At 38.1% G+C, this 24092-nt stretch carries 14 protein-coding genes; 12 read left to right on the forward strand and 2 right to left on the reverse strand.

The features are described from left to right. Positions 1-1167: 1167 nt before the first annotated feature. The 8 genes from cooS (at position 1168) to FXW07_RS09185 (ending at position 17258) form a co-directional block, all read left to right on the forward strand. Entirely contained in the window at positions 1168-3093 is a 1926-nt protein-coding gene (gene cooS / locus FXW07_RS09150; protein WP_255679004.1) for an anaerobic carbon-monoxide dehydrogenase catalytic subunit, read from the forward strand. 13 nt (positions 3094-3106) lie between these two features. Then, on the forward strand, positions 3107-3616 hold the full coding sequence (locus FXW07_RS09155) for a 4Fe-4S dicluster domain-containing protein (RefSeq protein ID WP_229395169.1): 510 nt from the start codon (positions 3107-3109) through the stop codon (positions 3614-3616). 179 nt (positions 3617-3795) lie between these two features. Then, positions 3796-4251, forward strand: coding sequence for a universal stress protein (locus tag FXW07_RS09160; protein WP_229395170.1), 456 nt, complete (start codon positions 3796-3798; stop codon positions 4249-4251). A 152-nt stretch (positions 4252-4403) separates the two neighbouring features. After that, on the forward strand, positions 4404-5708 hold the full coding sequence (locus FXW07_RS09165; RefSeq protein WP_229395171.1) for an ISNCY family transposase: 1305 nt from the start codon (positions 4404-4406) through the stop codon (positions 5706-5708). 1286 nt (positions 5709-6994) lie between these two features. Next, positions 6995-8470: a right-handed parallel beta-helix repeat-containing protein gene (locus FXW07_RS09170; RefSeq protein WP_229395172.1), complete on the forward strand. Its 1476-nt coding sequence runs from the start codon at positions 6995-6997 to the stop codon at positions 8468-8470. 881 nt (positions 8471-9351) lie between these two features. Further along, positions 9352-11352, forward strand: a complete 2001-nt coding sequence (locus FXW07_RS09175; protein WP_229395173.1) for a right-handed parallel beta-helix repeat-containing protein — start codon at positions 9352-9354, stop codon at positions 11350-11352. A 765-nt stretch (positions 11353-12117) separates the two neighbouring features. Continuing rightward, on the forward strand, positions 12118-15024 hold the full coding sequence (locus tag FXW07_RS09180; protein WP_229395174.1) for a disaggregatase related repeat-containing protein: 2907 nt from the start codon (positions 12118-12120) through the stop codon (positions 15022-15024). A gap of 764 nt (positions 15025-15788) precedes the next feature. Further along, positions 15789-17258: a flippase gene (locus tag FXW07_RS09185; RefSeq protein ID WP_229395175.1), complete on the forward strand. Its 1470-nt coding sequence runs from the start codon at positions 15789-15791 to the stop codon at positions 17256-17258. A 56-nt stretch (positions 17259-17314) separates the two neighbouring features. Here FXW07_RS09185 and FXW07_RS09190 read toward each other — a convergent pair whose 3' ends face one another. Continuing rightward, positions 17315-18274 (reverse strand): NAD-dependent epimerase/dehydratase family protein, encoded by a 960-nt coding sequence (locus tag FXW07_RS09190; RefSeq protein ID WP_229395176.1) that lies wholly within the window; start codon positions 18272-18274, stop codon positions 17315-17317. Positions 18275-18484: 210 nt separating this feature from the next. Between FXW07_RS09190 and galU the strand changes: the two genes are divergently transcribed. Continuing rightward, positions 18485-19372 carry a UTP--glucose-1-phosphate uridylyltransferase GalU gene (gene galU / locus FXW07_RS09195; protein WP_156150925.1) on the forward strand — a complete coding sequence of 296 codons (888 nt, stop codon included), beginning with the start codon at positions 18485-18487 and terminating at the stop codon, positions 19370-19372. Between the two features lie 202 nt (positions 19373-19574). Here the strand turns inward: galU and FXW07_RS09200 are convergent, their stop codons facing one another. Continuing rightward, the gene (locus FXW07_RS09200; protein WP_229395177.1) at positions 19575-20858 is read right to left on the reverse strand and encodes a UDP-glucose/GDP-mannose dehydrogenase family protein; all 1284 of its coding nucleotides are present in this window, start codon (positions 20856-20858) and stop codon (positions 19575-19577) included. Between the two features lie 233 nt (positions 20859-21091). Here FXW07_RS09200 and FXW07_RS09205 point away from each other — a divergent pair, with 233 nt between their 5' ends. The 3 genes from FXW07_RS09205 (at position 21092) to FXW07_RS09215 (ending at position 24073) form a co-directional block, all read left to right on the forward strand. Then, positions 21092-21370, forward strand: a complete 279-nt coding sequence (locus FXW07_RS09205) for a hypothetical protein (RefSeq protein ID WP_048116821.1) — start codon at positions 21092-21094, stop codon at positions 21368-21370. Between the two features lie 596 nt (positions 21371-21966). Then, on the forward strand, positions 21967-23040 hold the full coding sequence (locus tag FXW07_RS09210) for a DUF354 domain-containing protein (protein ID WP_229395178.1): 1074 nt from the start codon (positions 21967-21969) through the stop codon (positions 23038-23040). Beyond that, positions 23033-24073, forward strand: coding sequence for a polysaccharide deacetylase family protein (locus FXW07_RS09215; protein WP_346655640.1), 1041 nt, complete (start codon positions 23033-23035; stop codon positions 24071-24073). The genes FXW07_RS09210 and FXW07_RS09215 overlap by 8 nt, the downstream gene beginning before the upstream one ends. Positions 24074-24092 lie beyond the last annotated feature (19 nt).

Consider the following 24092-nt stretch of genomic DNA (forward strand, 5'->3'; position numbering starts at 1 on the left):
AGCTAATTTTTGCACTACATGAAACTTTTGCTTAATTCTTTTTACCTATAAGCGGCTTTGCACAAAATCTCTCTTGCTTATAAGCACAATTTATTTATATAGATAAGAGGAAATAGGATTCCGTTCTTCCGATTGGTGAAAAAACGAATAAAACGTAGAATCGAGGAGAACCAATTGATTAATAAAAAACAGAGAAGAAGCTTTCAAAGCAAATTTCACAAGGATCCTTGTCAGGAATGGCATGTTTTTAACTTCTGATAAAACCTATAAAACATATCGGGGTTCTTTGTGCAACATTAATCTAAGCTTAAAAATAAACTGGAAAAAAGGTATATATCAGAAATTTGTTAATAAGCGACCTTTAGGCAGCCTCCAAAAAACTATCTACACAACTTATCTACACAACCTATCTACACAACTTATCTACACAACCTATCTACACAACTTATCTACACAACCTATCTACACAACTTATCTACACAACTTATCTACACAACCTATCTACACAACTTATCTACACAACTTATCTACACAACCTATCTACAAAACCTATCTACACAACTTATCTACACAACCTATCTACAAAACCTATCTACACAACAGTCGAAACACAATTTAATAGAACACAATTTGAAAATAATGAAACCACAATATGAGGTATAAAATGGAATATGAACTCGATTACGTAGAGAGATTATCGAGTTTAGAAAAGGAGTTTAGAACAGAAATGTGAGAGGAATAAACACATAAAGAGTGAAGTAGCCTCTAAGCAATCCACAAACATATGACTCAATTTAAGAAATTTTAAATAGTAGATAAATGTTTGAACTCTTCACAAAAAACTCAATTTATTGTTCAAAATTCGATATCCAGTGAGCCAATTTTGGTTTTAGGGTAAGTTCTATCTGAATATAGTTGCAGTTTTTTTTAAAAAAGTTTATAAAACAATAAAATTTGATAATTCTGAAGAATTTTTTCCATATTAACCAGTTTTAAGACTATAAAGGGCTGGAAATCAAGAAATAAAAAATCAGCCAGGTAAAGTCTTCAGGATCACAGATTTAGGGACTAATTCTTCAAATCAGAGTGTTTGATCCGAAGTTTCGGATAGTTCCAGAAGGAACAGAGAAAACAAACATGATATTCTCTGAATAAAATGCACAACCAATGAAAATGTTTGCAGATGGCAGCATTTTCATGCTAAATGTGGGATATGAGATGAAGACGGAAATATATGAGAAAAGCATTGACCTTGCAAGCCAGAAAATGCTTCAGAAAGCTGAAGAAGAAGGCATTGAAACCGCCTGGGATAGATATGAAAAACAACTACCTCAGTGCAGTTTCGGGCAGCTAGGAGTTTGCTGTCGGAATTGCAATATGGGTCCATGCAGGATTGATCCCTTCGGAGAAGGAGCTCAAAAGGGAATTTGCGGTGCTACCGCAGATATCATAGTTGCAAGGAATTTCCTTAGAATGATTGCCGCAGGCGCAGCAGCTCATTCCGACCATGCAAGAGATGCTGTTCTGACCTTTAAGAAAATGAGTGAAGGAGAAGCTGGCAGCTACAGGATAAAAGATGAAGCAAAACTGCTGTCTCTTGCTTCGGAATATGGAATTCCCTCAGAAGGCAAAAGCCTGGAGGAAGTCGCAGGCAAACTTGCCGACACACTGCTTCAGGAATTTGGAAAACAGGACGGACATCTCCAGTGTACCAGAAGAGTTCCTGAATCAAGGCTCAAGCTCTGGGCCGAGCTTGGAATAGAGCCCAGGGGAATTGACCGGGAAATCGTGGAATGTATGCACAGGACTCATATAGGTGTGGACAATGATGCGGTTCATATCCTGCTGCAAGGACTACGCACAGGGCTTTCCGATGGCTGGGGAGGTTCGATGATCGCTACCGATGTCCAGGACGTACTCTTCGGAACCCCACAGCCTAGAAGAAGCACAGTTAATCTGGGAGTACTGTCGAGCGATAAAGTAAATGTAATTGTCCACGGGCACGAACCTATTCTCTCAGAAATGATAGTAGAAGCTGCAGAAGATCCCGAACTCCTTAAACTGGCAGAGGAAAAGGGTGCATCAGGCATCAACGTTGCAGGGATCTGCTGTACTGGTAACGAGACCCTGATGCGGCACGGTACTCCAATAGCAGGAACCTTCCTTCAGCAGGAACTGGCAGTAATTACAGGCGCTGTGGAAGCTATGGTTGTCGATGTCCAGTGTGTCATGCCCTCACTTGGGGAACTTACAGGCTGCTACCACACGAAGTTTATATCTACGTCCCCAAAGGCCGATTTTCCCAACACCGTAAGAATGGAATTCCATGAAGACAGGGCTTATGAAACTGCAAAAGAAATCGTAAAGATTGCTGTCGAAAACTTCCCTAACAGGGTTCCGGAAAAGGTTACCATACCTGAAGAGAAGCAGGAGTGCATGGTTGGCTTCAGTGCCGAGGCTATCCTCAGTGCCCTTGGAGGAAGCCCTGATCCTCTTATTGAGGCAATAAAAGGTGGGGCAGTTAGGGGAATAGGAGCTGTTGTCGGCTGCAATAACGTAAAAACAAAGCACAATTACGGCCATGTCAACCTCGTTAAAGAACTGATCAAAAACAATGTGCTTGTGGTCACAACCGGCTGCAATGCAATTGCATGTGCCGAAGCAGGGCTTCTTCTGCCGGAAGCCTCCGAAATGGCAGGCGATGGGCTAAAAGCCGTCTGTAAGGCTCTGGGCATACCCCCTGTCCTGCATATGGGTTCCTGTGTTGATATCAGCCGTATCCTTGTGCTTGCATCCGCGATTGCAAACCGCCTGGGTGTGGACATAAGTGATCTTCCAGCAGCAGGAGCAGCCCCTGAATGGATGAGCGAAAAGGCGGTTAGCATCGGGGCTTATGTGGTTTCATCTGGCGTATTTACCGTGCTCGGGACTATTCCTGCTGTTCTTGGAAGTCAGGCTGTTACGTCCCTTCTGACAGGAGGCTTGAACGGTGTGGTCGGAGCAAGTTTTGCGGTTGAACCTGAACCCCTTAAAGCCGCAGACCTGATGCTTGAGCACATTGATGAAAAAAGAAAGGCTCTGGGCTTGAACTAAGAGATGATTTATAATGAAGGATTTAATTATTCGCCCCGAACGCTGTATGGGCTGCCGCTCATGTGAGACTGCATGTGCCGTTGCACATTCCGAGAGCAAAAGCCTCTTTTCGGCTATAGGAGAAAAGCCGGCTCCGAAAAAACGCATCAATCTGGAGCCTGTCCCTGACCTTGGAGTTTCTCTTCCCATTACCTGCCGTCACTGTAAGGATGCTCCCTGTGTTTCGGTTTGCCCTACAAAAGCTATCTCTCAGGATGAAAACGCCAGCATGGTAAGCTATGACCCGAATCGTTGCGTAGACTGCTGGATCTGTTCTACTGTATGTTCACGTTTTACTCCTCTCTATCATATGATTCTTGTTATGGGCTGCTGGACCAGTTCCATGAATCACAATCGTAAGGTAATCAGCAGGCAAGCTGAAGCAGGGATAAAATGTGACCTTTGCGAGGGTAGAGATATGCCTGCCTGCGTTGAAGCCTGCCCTACACATGCCCTTATTTTCACAGAGGCGAACGAGGTTTAAAAGAAAAGTTACCTTAGCTGAACTGCCGTAGAACTTGCAAGTAAATAGAATCGTGATGGCGCATTCTCGGTTTCAAGCAATATTCCTATCTGCGCCATCGCTTCTTTCCTGAATGATACTTTATAAAGGATTATGTCATATCAACAACCATAACTTCAAAAGAAAATGGGGAGTCAGGTATGACTAACAGTTTTTACAGGAAGATAATGGTTGCAACCGACGGTTCGGAATCTGTTAGAAAAGCGGTCGAAACAGCAGTCGAAATCGCAAAAATAAGCGGTGCAAAGATATATGCTGTGTACGTGATTGCTTCGGAAAGGTTTTCGATAACCTATCCAAAGGACATTGGATGGGAAAGAGCCATTTTTGAATACTTCAAGGCTGAAGGCAAGGAGGCTACGGCTTATGTCGAAAACTCCGGGAAAGCTGCAAATGTCGAGGTTGAGTCCGTAATCCTGCAAGGAATTCCTGCAAATGAGCTTGTCAATTTTGCAGAAAGAAGCGACATTGACCTTATTGTCATGGGCACGCTAGGAAGGACTAGAATTGAGAGGTTCTTGCTCGGGAGCGTGGCAGAAAATGTGGTAAGGCATTCAAAAAAACCGGTACTCGTCGTAAGGGGAGAAATTGCTTAAAAGGTCAAATAAACATAAAAATCAGCTAAATATAAAAAAATCAGATAAACGTAAAAATGACTCAGTCCCAAAATCTAGTGATAAAAGTAAGTGTAACATCACTACACAAAATTATAATTCTATAATTATGTAATGATGTTACGGCAAAAACAATGGTAACTATAAACCTTACTCTTAATAACTTTTCGGAGCTCCCTGCTCTCTTAGACGTTTTTGGTTGTTTTGGAAACGAYTATGAATATACYACACGAGGAATTTTTCGTAGAAAAATTCCTCCAGTCTGTTCAATTTGTAGTACTCCAATGGTTCATAATGGCTATAATCCTCATACTAAAGAAGGTCTTGGAGAAATCAACATTGGTCGATATAAATGCTCAAATTGTGGTAATACACACGAAGAAGATCATAGTTTTTGGGAAGATCTGAAGACTTTACTTTTTAATTCATTCAATGATTTCTTCCAGTTACTCAGATACCATAACGTTTCATACGATGGAATTTCTGATATAATGGACTTCATCTATCCGAGATCAAAAAGCACTATTTTAAGAGCATTCTACGAAGAAATGGAACAGAAAACTGTTCCATTTTCAGAAAATATACATATGGTGCACTATGACGAACAACATCCAAAAGAAGGAAGATGTCAGAAATACCGTTTAACTTTACTGGATGCAAAAACTCAAAGAACGATAGCAGATGAACTTTTTGAAGATAAGAGTTCAGAAACCATCAAGGGATTTTTACAGAAAAATCTGGATGCATCAGAGCCTGTGTTTATCGTTACGGACTTTGATAAGAGATACCCTGATATATTAAAGGAAATTTTTGGGGATAAGTTAGTCCATCAATATTGTTTAATGCACTTAAACAAGCTTATTGTTAGTGATTTCCCAAAAAATACAACMATTGAACAGGAATTATTGAAGTACAGGTTATTGAATATATTTTACAATCGAGAGAATGARATTAAATTTCTGGAAGAACTTCTATCTGAAGAACCTAATCTAGTTAATAAAGAAGAAAAACATCAGGAATGGAGTAAAAAMGCAAAAAAGAAATTTTACAAGTATAGAAATGAATTAAAGCTTGAAAGAAGACGGAAAAAGGAAAATCTTCCACTTAATAGTCTTGAAAAAGCAAAATATAACTTCAATAAATTAATGGAAAATATAAGAACATATGATGAATTGGTTCAAAAACGATTGTGGATGATCAATAAACACTGGCTAAATCTTACTTTGTTCCATTATCTTCCAGGAGCGCCGGCGACAAATAATCCTATTGAAAGYTAYTATTCAAAAAGTCTAAAAACGGATAACAAGAAGCAGTTCAGGACWGATAAAGGAATTGAGAATCAGATYAAACTTRCTCAAATGAGAAGATTAAATTTGCTCAAGAAACCACAAAAGTCATTTCTGGAATTGTTCAGATTATTTACTCCATTTAAGCTTTAGTAAAAGATATTTTTGAGAGCTGAGTTAAGGATTAAGTAGCGGAGCGTATCGATTTTAGTCAAAAAATTCAGTGAAACAATTAACGGAGTAAAATAATTCTTTGGCATTCCTGCCAAAGAAATCATTTCTCAAGGATTATTACAGTTTATTTGAGCAGTTAGCAGAGAAAAGTGAAGTTTTAAGGACGGAAAAAATGAGAAATCACTAAATTATGAAACTGAGTCATGCAAAGATATTATTTAATTAAATCTTTGTATTTGTAAAAAGAAAGTCTACAGCTTTATTCATGGCTGTGTTCATAAAACAAACGCAGGCTGAGAAAGTATTTTTTGTAACTTACGGCATTTTACGGCTTGAGTAAACTACCAATCTTCAATCCTGCAATTCTTCATTATTTACTAATATTACAGCTCTGCTGTAACAGAGTTTGGCAATTATGTGATATTTATCCATATGTCTTCGGTTAAGGAATCATTTAACCATAATATGGATACTAAAATTATCTACACATCTTGATTTACTTTACAGGTTTACAGAAAAACATGATAATTGTAACATTTTTCTAATAGATCATATCTTAACCGATGACGAATGGATATTTATCTTAATTGCACTGTTTATTGCAAGGGGTTAATTAGAAACTAACAATAAATTCACTCTTTTCTCAAGATGAATTTGTGTAATTTGGAAAACTGTAATTTGGAAAACTTAACCTGAGAAACAGGCGATTTATTTTGAATTCTTTACTATATCATCTTGTCTGGCAGTGTACCGAAAGTTCTATGAGTTATTAGTTCAGTACTTTTTCTCACATCTTTAAACTCATATAACTATCTTTTACAAAAATTTGCCAAATAGTATGAAAAAACTACCAAATTTATAAATATTTTTTGTAAGTGTTCTTAAATTATGTGACTGTATACACTGTTACTACACAAATATCTATCTAACAGAAATAATTATGAATTTTTGTAATGATTAATACTAAATCATTTCGATGTTAAAACGAGGATTAGGAATCTTTTTATCGATGGGTTGCCTTATCCTTAAAGGTGTTATTATATATTAACCCTTTACGCTTTCAAAAATTAATTTGCGTATATAAAGCCTTTAAATTCTGAAAGGATCTAATGTTTGTAATATCTTGCCCAATATATCTGAAAATATGGGCAAACTTCGTCAAATTTTTATCAAACAATTGCAATTTTTGCGGAGGTGTGGACACGTTACTGCACAAATATTTAATTATCAAAAATATTAATAAATTTTATTCTGATCACCTTAAGATGATCCCGATGTTAAAACGAGAATTTGGACTCCTTTTATTGGTAAGTTGCCTTATTCTTGCAAGCGTTCCTACTGCTTTATGCCAAAGTCCTGCGCCAACTGTTTATGTTGCAGGAGATGGTAGTGGAGATTTTAACTGCGATGGAAAAGATGATCATGTACAGATAAATCAGGCTCTTAAGTTTGTGGCTGCTAACTCTGAATATACCACTGTCCACCTTAAAGGTCCTTTTACTTATTCTATTAACGATACTCTTCTCATCGGCAGCAATACTATTCTTGAAGGTGATTCGACTGCTGTGATCAAGCTGGTTGATCACGCAGGCTGGGTTACAATGAAACCTTTGATCCAGCAGATGAGCAATTCCGGAAATAGTAATATTGTAATAAGAGGTTTCGAGGTTAATGCGAACCATGATGGTAACACCGAGTTCGCTAAGGGTAAAGGATATTATAATGTGATGTACTTCCTTTACTGCAATAACGTAACCGTATGCGATATGTATATGCACGATGGGCACGGAGACGGGCTGAGGATAAAATATGGCAAGAACATTAAGTTTTACAACAATACTATCTACAAGCTCGGACACGACGGTCTGTTTGCGATTCAGTGTCAGAATGTAGAGGCCTGGAATAATATCATAACCTGCAGGACTAACAGTGGTCTTCGAATCTGGAACTCAAATGATGTAAAACTCCATGATAATTTAATTGATTCTTTCTACCACTGGAGTGCAGGCGGCCCGGGCATTCAGGTAGAAAAGTCTTCAGGTGCTATGGATGATATTGAGATCTATAATAATATGATCAATAATACCTACGGCCCTGGAATCTGGCTTTTCAACTATGATACCTCTGCTACCAAAGACGAGGGGAAAAATGTCTATATCCATAACAACATTTTCTATGATACGGGCACCAATCCTAGCATTACATGGGTTGGGGGTATCTTGGGAAGTGGATTCCATGATACACTTATAGAAAATAATGTCTTTGACAGTGCATATAATGTTGCCATTGTCAGCATGAGTCCCGAAGGTTTTTTCTCAAATTATACGTCAGAATACACAACAATTGTCCGCAACAATATAATTGTAAATACCCAGAAGCGTACAAAAAGTCCGAGCGGAACAGGATATGGAATTGCCAATTACCTACCTGAAACACATTCCTTTGAGATTGCATATAATTGCCTTTACAATAACTCAGCGGGTAACTATAAAGACTGCACCTCGAAAGCTGATATCCACATAAGGCCGTTATTTGTAGACCAGGAAAACCATGATTACCACCTTCAATCAAGAGGTGGAAGTTGGAACGGGGAAACATGGGTTAAATACAAAGTGAGTTCTCCATGTATTGATACCGGATATCCGTCTTCTGACTATTCCAATGAACCTGAAGATAACGGAAACAGGATCAACATCGGAAGGTATGGGAACACAATCTATGCATCGAAATCAAAGCACTGATGCATCGATATGTTTATCGTTTCTTCTATTGCGAATCCAGAGACTTGAGGTTGCATTTAAATTAACATTGATATAAGTGCCATAGCCGTTAGGAAAAACTAGACACGCGTTAAAAATTATATCCGGGAGGGATTTGAAAAAGATTCTGTATAACTTTAACGATATCATTTGATTATATTCTTAATGATATTGCACAGGCTGTCTCAAAATGACATTCAATTCTATAATTGGGATGATTTATTGATGGTAGGGGTTCAACCCTGCGTAAATTTTGGGATGATTTCCGGCTGAATTAAGTCAAAAATGTTTCTCCCAGTTATAGAAATTGTTGGAGTTTTGAGACCTCCCGTAAATGTTACTAAAGCTTTTTCTGACTTCGGGCCTGGCTAAAATCTTTATAGACTCTTCTTTTCATTTCACAAACTGATTAAAAATTCAAAAAGACTGTCAAAATATTTTTATAACATAGTGATTTAGTTCATAGTGTTGACTATAGAAATTATTAAAGTGTTTATAGTGTTGACTATTAAAATTATTAAAGGCTAATACTCAATTTATTCACTATGCTCCTTGGGGGGACTTAGATGAATTTGAGGAATTAGCCTGAAATAAAGGGTGCTTTCTTCTGGATTCCTTTGTTCCTTTGATAGGATTTAGTAGTTTTTGCTATGAACAATTTCTCTACGACTTTCTATAGTCTTGAATGTTGGAGAGTGGATACTATCTGAAAAATCTTATCCACCATTCAACGAACTGAGTAAGAAATTTGTCTAATTATTTGACAGGCAATTTTAATTTTGTAGACACATGGGTACTTTTTGCCCAGTACTTACTCTGTAAATATTTTGATAAACTTTTTGTAGTAGTCTCAGGTGATATAGATGCTAAAAAGAGAATTAGGGATCTTTTTCTTGGTAAGTTGCCTTATTCTTGCAAGTATTCCTACTGCTTTATGTCGAAGTCCTGCACCAACTGTTTATGTTGCAGGAGATGGGAGTGGGGATTTTAATTGCGATGGAAAAGATGATCATGTACAGATAAATCAGGCCCTTAAGTTTGTAGCAGGTAACTCTAAATATACTACTGTTCACCTCAAAGGTCCTTTTACTTATGTTATTGACGATACTCTTCTCGTTGGTAGCAATACTATTCTTGAAGGGGATTCAAATGCTGTTATCAAACTGGCTAACAACGCAGGTTGGGTTACAATGAAACCTATGATCCAGCAGATGAGCAGTTCCGGAAATAAAAACATTGTAATAAGAGGGTTCGAGGTTAATGGAAACCATGATGGTAATCCCAAAGTTTCTAAGGGTAAAGGGTACTATAATGTAATTTACTTTACTAAGTGTAGTAACGTAAAGGTATACAACATGTATATGCACGATGGACTCGGAGATGGGCTGAGGATAAAATACGGAAAAAATATTCAATTTTATAACAACAAGATATACAAGCTTGGGCACGACGGTTTGTTTGCAATTGAGTGTCAAAACGTAGAGGCCTGGAAGAATACAATAACCTGCAGGACTAACAGTGGTCTTCGAATCTGGAACTCAAATCATGTAAAATTCCATGACAATGTAATTAATTCTTTCTACCACTGGAGTGCAGGCGGACCGGGCATTCAGATCGAAAAGTCTGCAGGTGTTATGGATGATATAGAGATCTATGATAATACTATCTCTAACACCTATGGCCCAGGCATCTGGATTTTCAACTATGACACCTCTGCTACCAAAGACAAAGGGAAAAATGTCCATATCTATCATAATGCCTTCTACGGCACAGGCACCAATCCTAGCATTACCTGGGTTGGAGGTATTGTAGCCAGTGGGTTCCATGATACTCTAATTGAAAATAATGTTTTTGACGGCGTATATCATGCTGCTGTTATTCACATGTATCCAGAAGTTTATTCTCCAAAGTACTCGTCAAAATACACAACAATTGTCCGTAACAACATAATTGTGAATACTCAAAAACGTACAAAGTCTCCTAGTGGGACAGGGTATGCAGTGATCAATTACATCACTAAAAACCATGTTTTTGTGTTGGAGAATAATTGCCTTTACAAGAACTCAGCAGGCAAATATAAAGGCTGCACTTCGAAATCTGACATCTACTTAAACCCATTATTTGTAAACCAGATAAAACATGATTATCACCTCCAGTCAGTTGCAGGTCACTGGAATGGGAAAAAATGGGTTAAGGACAAAGTTAGTTCTCCCTGTATTGATGCCGGATATGCCTCTTCGGACTATTCTAAAGAACCTGAAAATAATGGAAACAGGATCAACATAGGCAGATATGGAAACACAATCTATGCTTCACTGTCATCCACACAAGTAAAGACTGTTCAGTCTTTGTTAACAGACTCAATCTCCGAAGATACAAATGAGACTTATGAAAATGAGACTTATGAAAATGAGACTGATGAGGATCTTAACTTTACGGAGGAAATTTTTGATGAGGACGAAGATAATTTCACATACTCCGAAGATCTTTCTGTCGATACACAGGGTCCGGTTATTGAATCAATTCCCGAAACTACAGTTAAGATTGGAGAAACTTTGAACTTTACAGTGAAAACTTCTGATGTGAATGGAGGCAACCTTACCTTTTCAGCATCTGATCTTCCTGCAGGCGCAAGTTTTGACAAAACAGGGGTTTTTAGCTGGACGCCTTCAGACGGACAGGAAGGAGTATACACTATATCTTTTGAGGTAAGCGATGGCATTTTCAACGATTCTGAAGTTGCGATAATAAGTGTGGTTGAAGAAGCCGCTTTGAACCTTTCTAACGCGTACGACACCTACCTTTACGAAGTATCTCCTGAAGGTCTTTGTTTGAGCAATTTATCTCTCGGATTGGAGGAATGACTGATGCTTAGTAAGTTCTAAACCAAAAAAACTCGCAGTCTGTGGTAAAACCAGCTCTGTTGAATCAATTCTAAATTGTGTAAATAAAGCAAGTTCTCAGAAAAATGGTAGGAATATCTTAAGAACGCAGTTAGAATGGAGTTGCAAGAATGGAATTGGAGCAATATGCTCTGACAATACTTTTATGATATGTCAGAGTTTTACTCCTAATTTCCACATTCTTCTCCAACTTTTATGTTTTTTATATGGTGTTTCCTCTTTCTAAAAATTCATTCTTTCTACAAATTTATTCTTTCTAAAAACTTATTTGTTCTCTCTAACACTATGCAACTCTTTAAATATTTATCAAGTTTGCACAAATATTTTTATAACATTACAATATAGTTTACAGTGTTGGTTATAGATCTTTAATTAAGGGCTAATACTCAGACCGTTCACTATGTTTCATGGGGGGATTTGGTGAAGTCGAGAATTGGCCTGAAAATCAGGGAGATTTATTCTGAGTCCCTTATTCATTGCATTTTATCGGATTCAATAGTATTTGCCATGAATAAATTCTCTGGAACTTTTCTATAGCCTTGAACGTCTGAGAGTGAGCACTATTTAAAAAACATTATTCACTTTATGAGAATCCGAATATTAAGTTTAAGCAAATTTTTGATAAATAGTAACAAATTTTATGGGGATATTGATACGTCACCACATGAACATCTACCTACCAAAATTAACAATATGCGCTGTTGTGATCAATCCCAGATAATCCCGATGTTAAAACGAGAATTTGGACTCCTTTTATTGGTAAGTTGCCTTATTCTTGCAAGCGTTCCTACTGCTTTATGTCGAAGTCCTGCACCAACTGTTTATGTTGCGGGGGACGGTAGTGGAGATTTTAACTGCGATGGAAAAGATGATCATGTACAGATAAATCAGGCTCTTAAGTTTGTGGCCGATAACTCTGAATATACTACTATACACCTTAAAGGTCCTTTTACTTATTCTATTAACGATACTCTTCTCATCGGCAGCAATACTATTTTTGAAGGTGATTCGACTGCTGTGATCAAGCTGGTTGATCACGCAGGCTGGGTTACAATGAAGCCTTTAATCCAGCAGATGAGCAATTCTGGAAATAATAATATTGTAATAAGAGGTTTCGAGGTCAATGTGAACCATGACGGTAACACCGAGTTCGCTAAGGGTAAAGGATATTATAATGTGATTTACTTCCTTTACTGCAATAACGTAACCGTATGCGATATGTATATGCACGACGGTCACGGAGACGGGCTGAGGATAAAATATGGCGAGAACATCAAGTTTTATAACAATACTATCTACAAGCTCGGACACGACGGTCTGTTTGCKATTCAGTGTCAGAATGTAGAGGCCTGGAATAATAYMATAACCTGCAGGACTAACAGTGGTCTTAGAATCTGGAACTCAAATGATGTAAAATTCCATGATAATTTAATCGATTCTTTCTACCACTGGAGTGCAGGCGGGCCAGGGATTCAGGTAGAAAAGTCTGCAGGCATTATGGATGATGTAGAGATTTACAATAATACTATCAATAATACCTATGGCCCTGGAATCTGGCTTTTCAACTATGATAGCTCTTCTGCTACCAGAGACCAGGCGAAAAATGTCTATATCCATCACAATACTTTCTATGACACGGGCACCAATCCTAGCATTACATGGGTAGGCGGTATCATAACAGGTGGATTTGAAGACACTGTCATTGAAAACAATGTTTTTGACGGAATCTACCATACTGCAATTGCCAATATGTATATCAACAGTTATTCCCCAACCTATGTGCCAGGAGGCGACGGATTTACAACAATTGTCCGCAATAACATAATTGTAAATACCAGATTGCGCACAAAGTCTCCGACTGAAACAGGTTATGGAATTATGAATTATCTGCCTGAAACGCATTCTTTTGTGCTGGAAAATAACTGTTTCTACAATAACTCAGCAGGTAACTATAAAAACTGCGCATCAACAACTGATATCTATGTAACCCCTCTTTTTGCAGACCCAGAAAACCATGACTACCATCTTCAGTCGGTCTCAGGTCGCTGGAACGGAAAAACCTGGGTTAAAGACAGAGTTAGTTCTCCCTGCATTGATGCCGGATGTTCTTTCTCGGATTACTCTAACGAGCCCGAAGATAATGGAAACATAATCAATATAGGAAGATATGGAAACACGATCTATGCATCTCTTTCAGGGGTTTCTGAGGAAAATCATGCTCCCATAATGGAGCCGATTTCTGAGGTCACGGTTAAAGCCGGAGAGAACCTGAATATTTTAGTAAAAGCTTCTGATGAGGATGGAGACAGCCTTACATACTCAGCTTCTGGCCTTCCTGCAGGTGCAAGTTTTGATGGGAATTCAGGGCTTTTCAGCTGGAAGCCGGCAAATGAGCAGGAAGGTCTCTACGCGATATCTTTTGAAGTGAGCGATGGTAAGCTCAGTGCTTCTGAAGTTGCAAATATAAGTGTTGTTTTGAATCTCTTTGGAGATATGTACGACAACCGCATGCGTGAAGCTTCTCCTGAGGATGTTTTTTCGGAGAAATCATTTCTCGATGTAGGAGGAATTAGCAGCGTTGGTAGATACAGAGACCTTATATGGTTTAATGTAAGCGAATACACCAATGCTACTGAAATCAGTAGTGCAAATCTTTCTCTTTTCTGGTATTATCCTTCCAGCACAAGACCAAATGATACTGTTATCGAGGTCTACAGGCCTGTTTCCTGGAATCCTGACTATGTGAGTTGGAATAAAAAGAATAAAGACATTGCCTGGAATAACGCAGGGGGAGATTGGTATGACAGAAATGGTGTCCTCCAGGGAAGTACTCCATATGCTACATTAATCCTGAGAGCCAGTAGTTTGCCAGATAACAGGTACTATGAGCTCGATGTAACTGATCTTGTAAAAGAATATGTCAATTGCAGTTATGAAAACACAGGTTTCCTTGTAAAAGCCCGCAGTGAAAATAATAACTATATTGCCTTCTACAGTGCTGACTGCGGAAACACAAGCCAGGCACCAAAGCTTAATATTAAGAAAAGGGTAACTGCAAATGCAACTATTACTGGCGCAAAAGATAACCGCCTGCGTGAAATCTCACCTGAGGGCGTCTTTTCTGACACATCATTTATCGATGTAGGAAAATTGAGCAATGTTGGGAGATACAGGGATGTTATTTCGTTTAATTTAAGTGAATATACCAGTACCACAGAGGTAGAAAGTGCAAATCTTTCTCTTTTCTGGTATTATCCTTCCAGCACACGATCAAATGATACTGTTATCGAGATTTACAGGCCTGTTTCCTGGAATCCTGATTATGTGAGCTGGAATAAAAAGAATAAAGACATTGCCTGGAATAACGCAGGAGGAGATTGGTATGACAGAAATGGTGTTCTCCAGGGAAGTACTCCATATGCTACATTAACCCTGAGAGCCGATAGCTTGCCAGATAACAGGTACTATGAGCTCGATGTAACTGATCTCGTAAAAGAATATATCAGTGGCAGGTATGAAAACACAGGTTTCCTTATAAAAGCCCGCAGTGAAAGTGATAACTATATCGCCTTCTACAGTGCTGACTGCGGAAATATAAGTCAGGTACCAAAACTGAATCTAGTTTACAGGTAAGAGTTGAATTCTCAAAAAAGATTTTCCATAACTTCCGACCCGGAAATAAACTTCTGCGGTCGGATATTTTGGAACTTTTTTCTTTTAATGCACGAAAAACATGAATTTTTAAGATTTTCCATAAAAAATTTTTTTAAGTAAGTTAGTGTGGTTTCTAGACCTACTAATCAGGTTTAATTATTTGTTTTTGCTTCCAAACTTCTTCTTCTTCTTTTTAAACGTCTTATTCTAATTTCTGGATATCTTTTGGATTTATGCATACGTTGTGTAACATTTTTAATTATATTTCCTAATAAGCCAGAACTTGCGGTGTTCGCATCCTTAATTCTTTTTGTCTCAACTGCATGTTTTTTAGAAAATTATGTCCATATATGCACTGCACTTCTGCCAAAATTTATCTCAACACAAAGGCTTTTATCTTTTGTAGAAATCTCTTATTGGGGGCAGTTAAAATTTGTCGTTGTTGAAAAAAATGCCGCTAAAAAAATTTGAAGTTAACACTGAATATAAGTATAATATCTCGAAACTTTTGAATTCAAAATTAAAGGTACTTTATATGAATGAAACTTATTATAATATAGTTATAAATAGAACTTCTACTGAGAGATTAAAACTTGAGCAAGATGAGAAGCATTCAAAAGGGTTTAAATATCAGGCGCTGGATATTGAGCCGGGTCAAGTCTTAAGAAATACTTTCATGTAAGGCTATTTTCATAACTTCTTTCAATGGAAATTCTTAAAAACGGAATTCTTTTTAAGGTGATATGGTGTCATATCAAAAGTTTGCAAAGGATGTTGGTTTTATCGGGACAGTTCAGGTACTTACAAGCCTGGGAACTTTTTTCCTGCTTCCGATAATTACAAAGACCCTTGGAACATACGACTATGGACTCTGGGCTCAAATCAATATCACTGTATCTCTCATCTCTCCACTTGCACTGATGGGCCTCTCTATGGGTTTTGTCAGGTTTTTATCTTCTGAAACGGAAATCAAAATAATAAGGGAAGCAGTATATTCAATTCTCTTTTTTGTAACTGTATCCGGTCTATTTGCCTCTTTTTTACTCTATACGTTTGCAGAGCCGCTTGCCACCTTCGGTTTTAAAGACCCTCATGCAACTTATTTTATCCAGGCAGGTTCCCTTTTAATCCTTCTGAGCGTAATCGAGTCTATATCTCTTTTTTATTTCAGGATTTTCAGGCAGATTCAGACATTTTCTTACTTAACCCTTTTTGAAACATTTGGAAAATTGTTTTTTATTCTCTTTCTTCTCAAAATGGGATATGGGCTTCTTGGTGTAATAGCAGCTACTCTACTTGTACAGGGCTTCATTTTTTTAATTTCTCTTCTGATGATCGTATCACAAATAGGATTCGTTATTCCGCGATTTACTTACATGAAAGAGTATCTGCAATTTTCTCTACCGTTAACTCCCAATTCACTTGTAAGGTGGATTACAGAATCAAGTGACAGATATATGGTTACTTATTTTCTCGGCCTTAGAAGTGTGGGTGTATATTCGGCAGCCTGCTCAATTGGCAGTCTTATCCAGCTTTTTGTAAGCTCTCTTCAGCTCATTCTTCTTCCCGAGTTATCAAAGCTTTTCGATGAAAATAAAATGGATGAAGTCAGAATTTATATGTCTCATTCTCTAAGATATTTTCTTCTCGTCTCAATTCCTGCAGTCTTCGGGCTCTCAGCTCTTGCAAAGCCTTTGCTTGGGATCCTTACCACTGATGATTTTCTTTCGGGTTGGTTTGTAATTCCCATTACTGCCTTCTCAGGTCTTCTGGCAGGAATTTTCCAGATATTTGTCAACACAATGCTCCTTATAAAGCAAACAAAAACTGCAACTTACATTAATATTGTTGCAGCAGTTTCGAATGTATTGATTAATCTTCTACTGATACCTTCTATTGGAATTGTTGGAGCCTCACTGTCAACCTTATTTTCTTACTTTTTAATGTCTGTGCTTTGTATGCATATTTCCTTAAAACATTTTAAACTTGATTTTTATCTTCATGATATTGCAAAAAGCGTTCTGTCCTCAGTAGTTATGTATCTCTTTGTTTCCTACTTCGCTATCTCAAGCATCATTGAGCTTTTTGAGATTGCAGGTATAGGTGTACTTATTTATCTGGTTATGATGTTCCTGGTAGGCGGATTCACAGACCACGAAATTTCTTTAATACGAAGATACTTATTCAGAGTCAAAAGCGAAGTCAAGCAGTAATTTTGCCTTTTTATACGGATCCACAAAAAATTGTTTAAAAAAAACTGGAATAAAAGTTAGTCTACTAACTTTTCCCCAAGTAATGCCCTCGCCGTTTCCCTAATACTTCTCTCCGATGTATAGACCGGTTTCCAGCCCAAACTTTTCATTTTTTCAATCCCTAATCTCATCCTTGGCACATCGCCTTTCCAGCCTCTGTTTCCTCCTGTATAGGTAAATTCAACATTAGAAAGCCCCATCTCTTCTATAACAACCTTTCCTATATCTGTGGCACTGATGGTGTCTTCGGAGCCGATATTAAAGATATTTACCTTTTCTTTGCTGTTCTCGATTAAAAATAATATTGCATCAACACACTCTGAAACATGAAGATAGGATTTTTCCTGCTTGCCATCCCCCAGGATTTCCAGCAGACTAGTGTTTTTCCACAGTTTTTTTATAAAGTCGACCGTAATCCCGTGTGTACTGTGTGGGCCAACGATGTTTGCGAAGCGAAATATCCAGGCCTGCAGATCAAAGGTATGAGAATATGAAGTAATAAAGGCTTCACAAGCCAGTTTAGAGGCACCGTAAAGAGATATCGGAATAAGAGGGCCATAATCTTCTGGAGTAGGCATAATACTCGCTTCTCCATAAACTGTCGAGGTGGAAGTAAACGCAATTTTTTTGGTGTTGTTTTTCCTCATTGCTTCCAGAAGGTTATAGGTCGACAGAATATTCTGATCTAGATGAACTCTGGTATCCGAAGCTCCGAGCCTGACATCAGGATTTGCGGCCACATGACAAACAAAGTCGATACCTTCACAGGCTTTCTCTATCGCCTCCTGGTCAAGGAGGTCTCCTTTTATCAGGGTGAAGTCAGGGTTTTCAAGATGATTTTCTATAAATCCCATTTTTCCTGAACTCAGGTTATCAAATACAGTAACTCTGTTCCCTTTTTCTATAAGGTGATCTACGAGGTGGCTTCCTATAAAACCGGCTCCTCCTGTCACAAGTATTTTATTCTTTGCAGGCATGGAAAATCCTCCGAACAATCTTTCCAAATAATCTTTCTTTCGATTAATACTTTATAATGTCTTAAAGTAATCAGAAAATACTTTTATCTCATTTCTTATATGTGGAATGAGTAGATAACCATAAAATATTAAAGATATTCTGGTTAAAGAGTATTATTTGCTTAACTATATGAATAACTTTTCACAGAATTTTTTACCGGAGAGTTTATTTTGACCGTTAAAAAAGCACTTATTCCGGCAGCTGGTCTTGGGACCCGTTTTCTGCCTGCCACCAAGTCGATGCCAAAAGAGATGCTTCCGATTATTGACACACCTGTGATCCAATATGTTGTAGAGGAAGCCATTGCCTCGGGAATTGAGGATATAATAATTATCACAGGCAGGGGTAAACGGGCAATTGAAGATTATTTCGATGATTCTCCCGAACTCGAAATGCATCTTGCGAAAAAGCACAACACTGAACTTCTTAAACTTGTGCGGGACGTTTCCTCCCTTGTGGATATTCACTATATCCGTCAGAAAGAACCTAACGGTCTAGGGGATGCGGTCCTCAGGGCAGAAAACCATATTGGAGACGAACCTTTCGCTGTGCTTCTTGGAGACGATATTATTGTGAATGACAAACCCTGCACGGCTCAGCTCATTGAAAATTTTGAAAAGTATGGAAGATCCACACTCGCAGTGGAAGAAGTTCCTCGTGAAAAATTAAGTAGTTATGGAATTATAAAGGGCAAACCTCTGAGTAATTCTCTCTATGTACTGGAGGATATTGTCGAAAAGCCTTCACCTGAAAATGCTCCTTCAAATCTGGGAGCAATAGGTCGCTATGTTTTCACTCCTGAAATTTTTGACTGTATAAAAGAAGCTGGAACAGGGGTAGGAAACGAAATCCAGCTGACTGACGGCATTCGGGTCCTTAACAGGTCGCAGATGATCTATGCATGCAGGTTCAAAGGTAAAAGGTTCGATACCGGTGACAGGTTAGGATATGTAAAATCAATAGTGGATTTTGCCCTTGAAAACGAGAATCTTAGAAAAGACGTACTTGAGTACCTGAGAGAAATTCTAGCATCGGTTAAGGAACCTTCAGATAAATAAGGTCCCATACATAAGGAGTTAAAGGCCAAGTTAGTATATAAGTTAGTATATAAGTCACTATAGTCACGAGGCTGAATAATGCAACTACCCAATGAGGTATAATGAAGTTTTTTGTTGCAACAATTACAGACGTTACTATAAGGGGCTAGCAAAGTATATCATATAACTTTATATAAAATGAGAAAATGATTTCTGCTGGTTTTTACCAGCAGAGTCCCTCATAATCTATATTTTTCGCTTTAATTACCCGCCTTCCGTCAACTACTATCTTTTCTTTCATGACTTCAAATTCAGAATCAAGTTGCTTGAACTCGTCCCATTCTGTCATTACAAGGCAGGCGTCAGCACCTTCAAGAGCGTCTTTAGCTTTCCCGCAGTATTCAATTGTTGGAAAAATCCGTTTCATATTCTCAGTTGCCATTGGATCGTAAGCCGAAACTTCTGCTTCTAATCTTAAAAGTTCAGCAATGACAGGGATAGATCTGGACTCTCTTATATCGTCTGTATCGTTCTTGAAAGCAAGCCCAAGGACTGCAACCTTTTTTCCCGCAAGGCTTCCTATTTTCTTCTGGAGTATTTCAGTCATAAGAATTGGCTGTTTTTCGTTTACTCCAATTACGGATTCCAGGAGCGCTGGATAATATCCTATTTCTTTTGCCTTTCCTATAAGTGCTTTTACATCTTTTGGGAAACAGGAACCTCCAAATCCTGCTCCTGAATTCAAAAACTTTGGGGATATCCTGGAATCCTTACCTACCGCTTTCATAACCTCATAGGTATCAACGTTTAACTTTTTGCAAATGTTGCCAATCTCGTTAGCAAAGGATATTTTGGTTGCCAGAAGGGAGTTATTTGCATATTTGATCATTTCCGCTGTTGATACACCCGTGCGGGTCACCTCACATTTAAAGGTCCGGTAAAGTTCTGAGACAAGATCTCCCGATTTCTGGTCAATTGCTCCTACAACTATTTTATCAGGATGCATGAAGTCGTAGACGGCTTTTCCTTCTCTGAGGAATTCGGGGTTCATTGCAACTCCAAAGTCTTTTCCTGCTACCTTTCCTGAAGTTTCTTCAAGGATTGGAAGTACAAATTTTTCAGTTGTCTCGGGAACGACTGTGCTTTTAACAACAACTACATGGTATCCTTCTTTCTTTGCCAGTACTGCCCCTATACTTGCTGTTGCCGCACGAACAATTGAAAGGTCTATGCTTCCATCTTCTGCGGAAGGAGTTCCTACACAGATAAAAGAAATGTTTGTATTCTTGATCGCAAATTCATAGTCAGTGGTTGCAGTGAGACTTTTTCCGGCATATTTTTGCAAGAGTTCTCCAAGTCCCTCCTCATAGATAGGGGGAATGCCTGCATTTATCTGATCCATTTTTTTCTTGTCGATATCTACGCAGATTACTTCATGCCCGACTTCTGCAAAACATGCGGCTGTGACCGAGCCCACATATCCTGACCCTATAACGGAAATTTTCATAAATTGAACCTCTTTATTGAGAATTGGAGAGTAATCAATTCCAATTCTTATTTATTTTTTGATAGGAACTCTTTTCAGGTTTACTATAGAAACCTTCAATCTATACGGTTTTCTACCATAAGTTCCTAATAATTCTTCACAAGTTTATATAGTTTAAAGGCCAATACCTTGTATAGTTAGGGTTTAATACATGTTTTGATAACTCCTTTACAGAAGTTTTGGGGGATCTTATAATGTTTTCAATACTTGGTTTGAGTACAGAGTTTGCAGCGGGGAAGTCCCTTTCAGATTTAGGTATCTGCTTTCTTTCGACGGATTTTGGAATTCCTGTGTATTATCGGATAACGGTCGTGGGACTAATCGCTCTTGTGGGTATGAAGGAAATGCTGCTGGCTTCTAGAAAAGAAGATGAGTTTTCTGTGGATTCAATGGATATGGGAATTTATCCACTTATAGTATGCTTTATTACTAGTTTCCTCTTTGCAAGCTTTAACATAATTCTTACAAAGTAATTCCTCTATACATAATAAATTTATTTCTTTAGTCTTCCTTCAGTATTTCTTTTGTTTTTTCCAGTAAGTCTATTTTCTTACCAAATTAAAAAAAGCTAAATAATGTTTATTTTCCTATTTTTTAGAATATAATGTCTATAATTCTCAACACTGATAATTCTCGTTATCTTAGTTCAGTAACTATGTTTTCCATAGCTATTTATCTTTGAGCCATTTATCTTCTAATCATAATGTTGTTTGTTAATAACTCTAACTATCTTAAATAATTTAATCCATCCGGGGCACTATCAAGGGGGGGCTCCATCCACTGGAGACGGATAGTTACCACTTTTTAACATTATATGGGGGAGAGTTCTGTCTGATAGAACAGTTTGAAATCGGGGTTGAGTGAAAACCAGGATTTGACTGCATATTTTTGTCAAAGTAAGAGAGAAAAAGGCAGGAAGATTTCCTGATTTGTTGATATTAATTTATCTCATATACTTTTTAATCAGGTTCAAGGTTAGTTTCCTAACTCTCAATCTCGAAAGACTACTCAAGCAGACAGACTTTCTTTTGATCATAGTCATGGGAAATATTTATTGGGGAGTGAAAAATTGAGAGTTCTTGTCGATATAGGGCATCCAGCCCATGTTCATTTTTTTAAAAACGCTATATGGAGTCTTGAAAAAAAAGGGCATCAAGTAATGGTAGTCTCGCGAGACAAGGATGTAGTAATAGATCTCTTGAATGCCTACGGAATTTCACATACGGTTTTGAGTAAAGTTAAACCAGGAAAAATTAATCTGCTTGAAGAATGGTTTATAAGAGAGTTTAAAACTTTTAAAATTACTCAGCAATTTGATCCTGACCTTTTTGTAGGTATCCTTTCTCCAGCTGTAGCTCAGGTAGCCTGGATGCAGCGGAAAAAATCCATAATTTTTAATGACACCGAACATGCAGTACTGGCACAGAAGTTAACCTATCCTTTCTGTGACATAATCTGTACTCCTTCATGCTATCTAAATAATGAAGGGCCAAAACAGATCAGGTATAGTGGCTATCATGAACTGGCTTATCTTCATCCATCTTATTTTACTCCCAATCCTGAGATCCTGAAAGACCTCAAAGTAGAGGAGGGGGAGCCTTTTACGGTTCTTCGCTTTGTTTCATGGGGTGCACATCACGATGTCGGCCAACATGGAATAAAAAATAAAGTAGCACTTGTCCAGGAAGCCGAAAAATTCGGAAAAGTATTCATAACTTCAGAAGGCCCTCTGGAAAAAGAGTTTGAGAAATATAGAATCTGTGTATCTCCAGAAAAAATTCACCACTTGCTCTATTATTCCACTCTATATGTTGGTGAAGGAGCAACGATGGCTGTTGAGAGTGCAATCCTGGGGACTCCGTCAATCTATATTTCCACTCTTGCAGGAACGATGGGGAACTTTTCTGAACTCGAAAAGAAGTACGGTTTGCTTTTTAATTACAGCGATTCGCAATCTGCCCTGACAAAAATTTCAGAACTTTTCAAAGACTCGGAACTTAAGAAAAGCTGGAGTTTGAAAAGAGCTGCTCTTCTCAAGGATAAAATCAATGTTACCGAGTTCATGGTCAATCTCATAGAAAGTGTTCCTGAAAAAAAATCTGGGCTTTCTTTATCTTCGGTTTCGGATGAGTCTTATGCATGAATTACTGATGAAAAACCAGGATGTATGGGATCTTTTCACCCGAAAAGAAGAGTATTATCCCGAAAAGCTGGATGAGCACCAGCGTTTTCTTTTCTCTGAAAAAGATCTCCGAAATGCCTCTGAGCCCGAGGTCTCCAGGTATCTTATGAAAAACGGGATGCAGGTCGAATTCCCTGAAAATAAATCATTTGCCGTTTGTTTGACTCATGATGTAGACGATATTTACCCGCCTCTTTCCCATAGCTTGTTGTCATCAGCTCACAGCCTTAAACGGTTAAATTTCAAGGATTCTGCAGCTCAGTTATTGTGGAAATTGAGGGGAATAGACTACTCTCCTTACCTTAATTTCTCTAAAATTATGGACATTGAAGCCAGATTTGAAGCAGAGTCCTCTTTTTACTTCATTGCTGCAGAAGCCGATCCGGTAAGATTCAGGTATGATATAGAAGACATAGAACATCATCTGGGAGAAATTTTAGATAGGGGATGGGAGGTTGGTCTTCACGGAGGTTACTATTCATACGGCAGTCCAGAAAATCTAAAAAAAGAAAAAGAAAGACTTGAATCCGTTTTGGGTAGAAAAGTAATAGGCTTTCGCAATCATTACCTCAGGTTCAAAACTCCAGACTCCTGGGAAATTCTTGCAGATGTCGGTTTTAGCTATGACTCCACTTTCGGACACAGATACTCAGTTGGCTTCAGGAATGGAATGTGCCATCCTTTCAGTCCGTATAACCTTAATACAGGAAAAGAAATTGGTATCCTCGAAATTCCGCTTATCGTTATGGACACTGCTCTTTTTGCTACTTCTAAATCTTTTGAAGAGGCCTGGGAACGCACAAAAAATCTGATTGATACTACAGCAGGCCTTAACGGTGTTATTACTCTTTTGTGGCATAATTTTGCGTTCAGTTGTAATTTTCGAAAAGATTGGGTGAGGCTGTATGAGAAGGTGCTTCAGTACTGTTCCGAAAAAAGGGCATGGATGACAAGCGGAGACGAAATCTACAGGTGGTGGGCAGATAGGAGCTGAATTAAAAGGAAAGTATCTG

Source organism: Methanosarcina sp. DH1 (genome assembly GCF_020804205.1).
In the GTDB taxonomy this organism is placed as follows: Archaea; Halobacteriota; Methanosarcinia; order Methanosarcinales; family Methanosarcinaceae; genus Methanosarcina; species Methanosarcina vacuolata.